Source organism: Kistimonas scapharcae (genome assembly GCF_039540975.1).
Lineage (GTDB): Bacteria > Pseudomonadota > Gammaproteobacteria > Pseudomonadales > Endozoicomonadaceae > Kistimonas > Kistimonas scapharcae.
The window spans coordinates 1-8,845 of the sequence record NZ_BAABFL010000358.1; the positions used below are offsets into that span (position 1 = coordinate 1).

Sequence of the window (8,845 nt, forward strand, 5' to 3'; positions counted from 1 at the left end):
CGTTTTGTGCAAAAACTGTACTCTGTTGCCAAAAGTACGGCCAGCTTGCTCACATTCCCAAGGTTAAGCGGGATTTAAGGTTTATTCTTGTTATTGACAGCAAACTATGACAAGTACGATAGTACCTGTATATGACTTTCAACACTGAATTTATCGTCATGCCAGTCAAGTCATAAACTTAATTTCCCGACTCAAGGCTTGCCCATGTTCGCAAGTTCAACCGCAGTTTCCATCAAAGCGTTCATATGCATCCAGAACTGTGCATTCTCATGGAGAGAATCAGTGCTGAATGCCGCCATTGCACAAGCCTTTAGTCGTAACGCCTCAGGACACACCGACTGACGTTCAGGCGTTTGTACATCCGGATAACACATCTGCCAAAAACGATTCCAGTCAAAACAGTAACCAGGGTCAACTTTACCGCGATACCCGGCAATATGTTCATGTCCAAGAATACGACTCGGATTCACCAGTGAGGGATAATGTTGCTTCAACAGCAAGACGACTGCTGCCAATGACTGATACTGGGCATCCGTAAAAGGAAAGATGTTGCCATTGGCGTTCACCAGTTCAATGCCAATAGAAAAGTCATTAAATCCAGACCACGTCTTTTCCCCATCCACATATGAACTTCGCCCGGCATGCCACGCTCGATAAGCCTGCCCCTGCAGGCAGTCGACCAGATAATAGACCCTACCATCAACATCAATCACCATATGCGAGGATACACCACGCTGTTCATCCTTAAAGATGGCCAGTGTGCTGGAAAGATCTGTTGCCGTATAGTGCAATACCAAAAACTCGATGGGTATTAGCTCGCGATCCTGATTGGGGCACTCGACCTGCTGTATAGGAAATGACATGAAAGTATCAGACCTGAATAGTATATGTGTTCAACCCGAAATTCGTTTGACCGCCATAGTCAAACGGGATATACAGACCAAGCGCCCTGCTTCATCTTGAAGGGTAATCTCCCAAACCTGTGTAGATCGTCCAATATGCTTAGCCGATGCTTTCGCTGTCACCAGGCCTGATTTCATGCTTTGAATATGGTTTGCATTGATATCCAAACCAACACAGTAACATGTTTGATCGACGGCCAGATTCGCCGCCAGGCTTCCCAGCGTTTCGGCCAATGCAACTGAGGCGCCTCCATGCAACAACCCCATTGGTTGCGTGGTACGGGAGTCCACCGGCATCGTACCTATCACATAATCATCACCGACTTCCGTAACATGCATTTGCAGATGCTCGCATAGGGTATTTTTCATCCCATTATTCAGGCCTTCCAGGCTAAACGACTTTTTCCATATAGACATCGTGAATCTCTCGACAAAAACATAGGCCAATAACGATATTCCTTCGAGAATCGCATGTTAACGTGTCCGTTGACAAGCGCTAAGAAAAACTAACAGGGGGGGGGAGCATCATGAGAGAAAAAACGGCATCAAACCATCCAAAAATCTGTTTTCATTAACAATAGTAACTATCGAAACATCTCATACAATTTATAGTCAATATCAATAAAACAGAATTTATTTTTTTGGTCTCCAGTCATAGCCGCTTTCTGCAAGGAGTGTAAACATATCGATTTTACCTCTCCCCCCTTCTACCGTCCGAAAGGCTTTCGTTTCTTCCGGTATAGGCAACCACGTATTCACGGTTACCTTTTCACTGTTCTTTAATTTATTTTTAACCTTTTTTATATTCTGTTTGAGCTTCTCACTTTTCTTATCCATTTTTTCAATTTTGTCACGCGCAGATTGCAGAAACGCGGCCAACCCTTTCAATCCTCCAGGTTGTGCACGGCGAGTCTGCGGTGTGACGGCAATATCACCATTACCTTCGAGATGGTATCCTTCCGGCACAATACCCAGCACATCATCAGGCCTGGAGCGTAGCTCACCGCGAGGTTTTACCGGAACCGCAACTGTTAGTCGGTCTTCAGCGATACGCGTCTTTTTGGAGTTGAGGCTGGCCAGCAAACAATGTGTGAGTAGCTTCTGAACCAAATTGACGCCGCCTTCATTAAATCCTGTTGCCCAAAGGCGATCCAAATCCAGCATGCCTTCCCGAACTTTCAAATCAATACAAAGCACACACTTTCTTTCTGCATCCTGACTGGCAGTAACCTTTTTTCTAAGATGCTTTGGCAACCATTCAGGACAGTATTCATTGAGGCTTTTAAAGTTTGTCTCCAGGTTAAACCGTAACGAGCCATTGGCCTGCTCATCCAGATAAACATAACCATTCTTAAGTGTCATAGGACCGGCTTGTATATTATCCATCTCGGCCAATCCGAACCCGACAACAGGCTGGCTATCCACCATGGGCTTCATACCTACAAACTGCAGATTTTCTTGCCCAAAATGAGGATTATGAAATAACAGTGTTGGATTCTTATCCGTATCTCCATGCTGGGCAAACCCTTCCAGCATGGAACCATGTTCAAGTATTTCAATCCCCACTGTTTTTGCAGAGAATGCCACACCCGTTTTTTCATCAACCATGAAATGCTGTAAGGATTGATAATCAACAGCCTCATGGCCCGGCATATAACTCTTTAGCAACGCGGCAACATTGGCACCATATTCACCCAACAGAGTCAGTAAATTGGTTTTCGCTGACAGCTTCGGCACGGGAATCTCAAGCTTAACCGTCGTAGGTTTTAAACTGGCATTATTACTGCTCGAACCATTATTTAAAGGCACATACGACAATACCATTGATAATCGTTCAGCTTCAAAATCCATCTGGGCATCATTACCTTTAGATCCCGTTTTCATGGGCTGTAAGCGTTCAAGGGTAACTTTACTGATATCAATCGCATAATCAGTGAATGGCTTATGGTAACGGAATTTTGCATTATCAAGACTGATGGTTTGACTGTTCCCCAAATGCAAAGCCGCAATAGAAAATGAAAGCTGCCGTAATTCTTGTGGTGTCATGTCGCTCACTTCTATACCAGCCTTACGCAATAACGGTGTTACAACATCCACGGAAACAGGTAACCCACCAGACACTTCGTCAAGCAATGCTAAGCCTGCCTGAGAGAGAGATGCGGCAAAACCCACCATACGTGCTGCTGCTTCAGAGAATAGGGCTGACGATAATGTACTGGCTGTTGTCATGGCAAAATCTTCAACAAACGCTTTACCAATCTGTCCTGTTTTTTTAGCAACACTGGCAGCAGCCCCTAAGACATGATGCGCGCTACCGGCTATTTGACCAAATGCTTGGAATGGGGATAGTGCAGCAATGCTGTACTCTAAGAGCGATTTATTGGGACACAGTGAACCGAGTTCAGATAAACCCTGTGTCTTTTGAACCTCAACAACCTTATCCGTTTTCTGAGGCTCCATGCAGGAATGAACAGAAAAACTTGGTTGCGAGGTAATCTGTCCTCTGTAACCATCCATATCGATATCCCATCTTTTTTATTAATATTAGCGCTTATGGTAAACCGATAGAATTAGACATATTATTTAGAATAAATAACTTAGACATTTAATAAAAATTAAATATAATCCGAACTCCTATATAAATATTCGAAATAAAAGACAACACCCCCTCCACTCTTAACGACCAAAACCATCAATTAATCTTTATCCTTCCCATACAAGACACTTATCACACCCACAATAAGACCAACCAACAAAACAGTAAATGCAAGTCGATAGGAAGCAATCGTAGCTTCAATATTTGAAGCATTCAAAAGCACACCAATAAGCGGCTGAAATATAATCGTCCCTACAACGACCTCAATCATGTTCACCATCCCCAATGCAGGGGAAAGAATAGATGACTCACTCCACTGCTTTACCTGAACAAAAGGAATAACGTAAGCACCACAAGCCATCCCCATCAACAGCAAACAGAAACTGACTAATGCCTCAGAAACCGGGTAATACAAAACGCCCCCAAACAACAAACTGCAGGCAATACTGCAAGCAATCATCAACCGTCTTGCCTGATAACGACAACCACTGACATATCCAATGATTGGTGCGCCAATCGCTACCCCTACAAATACCAGACTGACCACATCAGCAACAGAAACAGAAACAGAGCCATCAAATACTAAAGTAAAATAGGGAATCGCCCACATTGCTGCAAAGCTGTTTACCAGTGCAAACACCAACCCACCAGCAATCGATACTTTCCAGATACGCCCATCAAACAGCACTCTTAAAATATGCGAATATCCGTAACTATTATTGTCGCTTTTAGACTCTTGTCCAGTGCTACAAGGCAATAGTAGACAGGCAAGAATAGAGATACAAAGCCCCGCAATTGCAGATAACAGTAAAACGCCCTCCCATCCTGTATGATCCATTTCCCAGGGAATAAACCACTCACCTGCTGCAGCGCCAATCATACAGACAACGTCCATAACACCTACCAGCAAACCAAACCAACGCACAGTAAACAGTAAGGAAATCACCTCCAGCGTTGAAACGACTCCAGATGCACTGGCTCCACCCATCAAAATTCTTCCAACCAACGCCTGTGAGAATGTTGTCGCCGCATGAAAAAGGGCGCATCCAATGGCTAAAAGGCTGGCCGAATAAAATAAAACTCGCTTAACGCCATAAAGACTAACAAACCGTCCCATCGGTATCTGCATAAAAACATATGGATAAAAAAAACAAGACGACAAGAAGCCGATACCCGCTATATCTACATCGAAAGCATGCTGCAACTCGGGCACCATCAAACTCACTGACCCCTGTAGCATAAACTGCAATGCAACAAACATCGCGCATACACTGTATGCAAGCAGAGACTTCACGCTTGCATAGTCATACGACTTCCCTGTCGTTCGCGTCATATTCAACAACTCCTCACAGATAACGGATCCCTAGACAACCCCGCTACTAGCAAAGCAAGCAGCAACAAAAATACCAAGGGACTTAAAGCAATCTGAAAATGAACAACACTGAGCTTTTGGTCTGACAATAACTGTTGATCAAGCAACCATCCAATCAGCGGTTGAAACAAGATACCGGCAATCAACATACTGCCGTTAATAGCCGCCATCACTTGTCCCAGTTTTCGACTCGGCGCAATCTGTCTTGACTGAAAAAATGCAAGACTATAGAAACCCGACGCAAATCCAAACAGCGACAACATCAACACCATTATGAATAGCGGCATAGGCACATAAAGAATGATTGTTAAACAATTTAATGCGACAAAAGCGCCCACCATCATCAAGGTACGACATTGATTGACCACACCAGCCAACCATCCGGAACAGACGGCACCTAATGCGATACACAAATACATGCAGGCCAACCCCATACCTGCTGCAGATTGGTTATCAGGATATAGCGTTTTAAGAAAGGGCAACCCCCACAACATGGCAAAAACATTGACCATGCCAAACATGCATAACCCGTAAAGCGCATTTAGAAGCAGGATACGAAAAATAGGGTGCTGCACAGCGTTACTTATTTCATCAGCATCATCAGGAATGGTAAGAGGCTTCCCACTACAAACAACAATAAATACAGTAATTGCCAGCACTACCCCAGCTACAGCATTCATTATCATTCCCGTGCGCCAACCAAAGACATCAACCATGGCGGGTAAAATAGTCGTTGCCCCCACCCCTCCGGCCATACCAGCCATTTCAAACAATCCGACCAACAGTGGAAACCAACACGCCGCATACCATTCTGACGCCAGCAAAAAAGAGCCAACAATTGCAAAGGCACTCCCGGCTCCCATCACAACTCTACCCAGGACGGCTTGCCATAGTGTTTCAGCAAAGGCCATCAACAAGGAGCCAGCAGCGACTGACAAGATCGCCAATGGCAGGAGTTGTTTACACCCAAACCGATCCAGAAGATGTCCAGCCGGCATTTGAAATAACAAGTAGGAATAACTCAAGCAACTAGCCAAGAAACCAACACCGGCAAGCTCTATCCGCAGGCTCGACATTAAGTCATTAACCATACTCCCTGGTGACGCCTGCATATAGACCTGATACCCACAAAATAATGCTGCCACAAAAGCGATCAAATGCGCCCGCATCTGGCAACAGGATGTAACTTGGTTTGGCATACTCCCCCCCTATGGCTTATCTAGGGACATTTACAAGCGTTTAAAAAACTGCCACGATGATGGCGGGAGAGTAACAGCTAAATCCCTATACGCGCTCAATCGCATCAGTTTCCATCAAGGGGCAAGACGCGAGAGTATAGTGAGCAATCCCTGTCCATGCCTCCCTCTCAGACAGCAAAGGCAAATGAAGGTTCCGCACAACCACAAGCAAATTAGGGAAGACCGTTTTCCAAGCTCATCCTGCAACCTAGAAGAGCCTGCAGTAACGTTTCAGGGAAGATAAATTAATGATTGAGTAGCTAGCCCAGGAGCCACGACGGGCATCTCAAGACCAACCACCATAGCCGTGGAGAAGATGACTCCCTGATCTGGTGCATCCTGCATCAGGAGGCCTGCAAGGCTGCTGACAAGCGGCATATGAGACACCAGCAACCAGCAGCCGCTATCGGGAATAGCCCCCAGCACGGCTCGAACAGACGCATCGGGGATCAATTGATCACAGCAGACCACAGGTATACCCATAGCAGTCATACCGACTTGCATCAGTTCAGCTGTTTGCTGAGCTCGCAGATAGGGGCTGGCGAGAATGCCGTTCAATGGCAGGCCTGACATCTGCCGGGCAACTTCAGAGACCTGCCAACGGCCATGCTCTGAGAGAGAACGGTTCCGATCAACATCCGCGAAAGGAGCCGCCTCCCCATGACGCATGATATACAATTTCATCACATCATTCGTTCCGGTATTGCTCTACCGCCTCTGCATGATCCACTTTCGGCCAGTCATTGAATGGATAGGGCTTCTTGTCACTATTAAACGTCAAAAAGCAGAGAATTTGATAGAGATAACGATTTAAACCAATACTGAACTCCTGCAAGTTCAGATTCGGCTTACCCGTGACCAGGCTAAACAGCGCCTGAGCAACCGCAAGAATAGCCACCAACATGATAGCCACCTGGCTGACCAGGTAAAAAATAACCATATAGAGTATCCGCAGCCAGAGCGACTCGGACATCAGATTTTTTTTCAGTTTTTCATCCATAGCACCACCAGCCTTCTCTCTGTTTGCACTCAATATGACGCTTCCGACAGACAATCTCAAGATTGCTGCAGGATAAACTCAACATCCGTCTTTTGCTCACGCAACATCATGGTGCGGGCAATATCGGCAATATCATGACCGTTAAAGATAATTTCATAAAGGCCTGTAGCAATGGGCATGTAAACCCCCATTTCATCCGCCTTTTCTTTTACCAGCTTTAAGGTGTTGATGCCTTCAGCCACTTGCCCTAACGCCTTTTCTGCGGCTTCCAGAGACTTGCCTTCACCCAAGGCATACCCTACCCGGAAATTGCGACTCAGATTGGACGTACAGGTCACAATCAGGTCGCCGACGCCGGCCAGTCCAAGAAACGTCAGGGGATTCGCGCCCATCGTCACAGCAAATCGACCCATTTCAGCCAGCGCGCGGGTAATCAATAAACTCTTGGTGTTCTCCCCCATACCCAAGGCTTCCGCAAGCCCTGACACTATCGCATAGATATTCTTCAGAGCTCCACCTAACTCCACACCATAACGGTCATGGTTAGCGTAAACCCGGAAATAGTCGCAATGGAGGACTTCCTGAACCGTTTGGCAAAGCTCATCATCTTCACAGGCAATCACTGTGGCCGTTATACACTTCGCCATAATTTCCTTGGCCAGATTTGGACCACTCAGTACACCGATACGTGCACCTGGCAACTCTTCATGCAAAATCTCACTCATCAGGTCGAACGTTTCGGCTTCAACGCCCTTGGTGGTCGAGACCAGTAGCTTGCCATCCACCAAGCCTTTCATGCTACGTACGACCTCGCGAAACGCCTTACTCGGTATGGCAACAAAAACCAGGTCACTGCTTTCCAGGGCAAAGGCAAGATCTGAGGTCGCGACCACATTCTGGTTAATCGTAAATCCAGGCAGATAACGCTCGTTAACATGGGTTGTGTTCATGGCCTCCGCCTGCTCAGCAGAACGCATCCACTGACGAACATGGTTACCCTTTGTCGCACTGATATCTGCGAGGGCAGTACCAAAGCTACCACCACCCACCACGGTAATCCGACGCTTTTTCGTTGCTCTATTCTGTTCTGTCATGCACTGTTACAGCTAAATTATTCAATAGCTCATGATACTTGATTGCAGTAGCAAAGGGCGAGCTATTACCCTGTTTTTTTTATGAATAATACTTAATCTTTAGAGGAGACACTGGCACCTATCTGCTTACCAGGATGATACCCTCCCAACAAAGATGGTGAGCTAACAGGCTCATCATTTCTAAATCAACTTAGAAGCCTCAAAAACACCATACTAAAAATAAAAAATACCGAAATAGGGCTAAGCAGAAGAACAAACTTCTTTTATTTATTCGCCCTTTTGTTCACATTCATCATATTAAACCTCCAGATACTATATGAGACAAAAGGCACACATACATATTCAGTCTTATGACTAAAATTTTAATCATATGTTTTTTTTCACACAACTCTCAAAAACTTTACGAAATCCATCTCAATAGTGACTAGAAACCATCTCATAAATACTTCTTGGCAAGAATCATGAAACCAGCAAGCCTTAAAAAACCAAGAAAATTCTCTAGCTTATACTCGTAACGTGTAACGATACGCCGAAAATTTTAGAGCCAGGCGAATAGCCTCTCTGATCTGGCAAGAGTTTTCCGGACACTTTTTTACGCTGCCTTGGCAAGTTCCTGTTCATACTTGAAAGGTGCCAAGTAGCC

At 45.4% G+C, this 8,845-nt stretch carries 8 protein-coding genes; all 8 read right to left on the bottom strand.

What is annotated here, in order from left to right; genetic code table 11:
• Positions 1-191: 191 nt before the first annotated feature.
• The 8 genes from ABD892_RS12845 to ABD892_RS12880 all read right to left on the bottom strand — a co-directional run bounded on the left by ABD892_RS12845 (position 192) and on the right by ABD892_RS12880 (position 8,202).
• Complete coding sequence (locus ABD892_RS12845; RefSeq protein ID WP_345196156.1) at positions 192-863, bottom strand: N-acetylmuramoyl-L-alanine amidase; 672 nt, start codon at positions 861-863, stop codon at positions 192-194.
• 30 nt (positions 864-893) lie between these two features.
• Complete coding sequence (locus ABD892_RS12850; protein ID WP_345196157.1) at positions 894-1,319, bottom strand: hotdog fold thioesterase; 426 nt, start codon at positions 1,317-1,319, stop codon at positions 894-896.
• A gap of 216 nt (positions 1,320-1,535) precedes the next feature.
• A complete protein-coding gene (locus ABD892_RS12855) occupies positions 1,536-3,419 on the bottom strand; it encodes a hypothetical protein (protein ID WP_345196159.1) in 1,884 nt (627 codons plus the stop codon).
• A gap of 179 nt (positions 3,420-3,598) precedes the next feature.
• Positions 3,599-4,831 (bottom strand): MFS transporter, encoded by a 1,233-nt coding sequence (locus tag ABD892_RS12860; protein ID WP_345196160.1) that lies wholly within the window; start codon positions 4,829-4,831, stop codon positions 3,599-3,601.
• A 2-nt stretch (positions 4,832-4,833) separates the two neighbouring features.
• Positions 4,834-6,069 (bottom strand): MFS transporter, encoded by a 1,236-nt coding sequence (locus ABD892_RS12865; RefSeq protein ID WP_345196161.1) that lies wholly within the window; start codon positions 6,067-6,069, stop codon positions 4,834-4,836.
• Positions 6,070-6,339: 270 nt separating this feature from the next.
• Positions 6,340-6,792, bottom strand: coding sequence for a phosphohistidine phosphatase SixA (gene sixA, locus ABD892_RS12870; RefSeq protein WP_345196162.1), 453 nt, complete (start codon positions 6,790-6,792; stop codon positions 6,340-6,342).
• A gap of 4 nt (positions 6,793-6,796) precedes the next feature.
• Positions 6,797-7,141 (bottom strand): DUF4389 domain-containing protein, encoded by a 345-nt coding sequence (locus ABD892_RS12875; protein ID WP_345196163.1) that lies wholly within the window; start codon positions 7,139-7,141, stop codon positions 6,797-6,799.
• A gap of 23 nt (positions 7,142-7,164) precedes the next feature.
• Entirely contained in the window at positions 7,165-8,202 is a 1,038-nt protein-coding gene (locus tag ABD892_RS12880; RefSeq protein WP_345196164.1) for an NAD(P)H-dependent glycerol-3-phosphate dehydrogenase, read from the bottom strand.
• Positions 8,203-8,845: the final 643 nt, after the last annotated feature.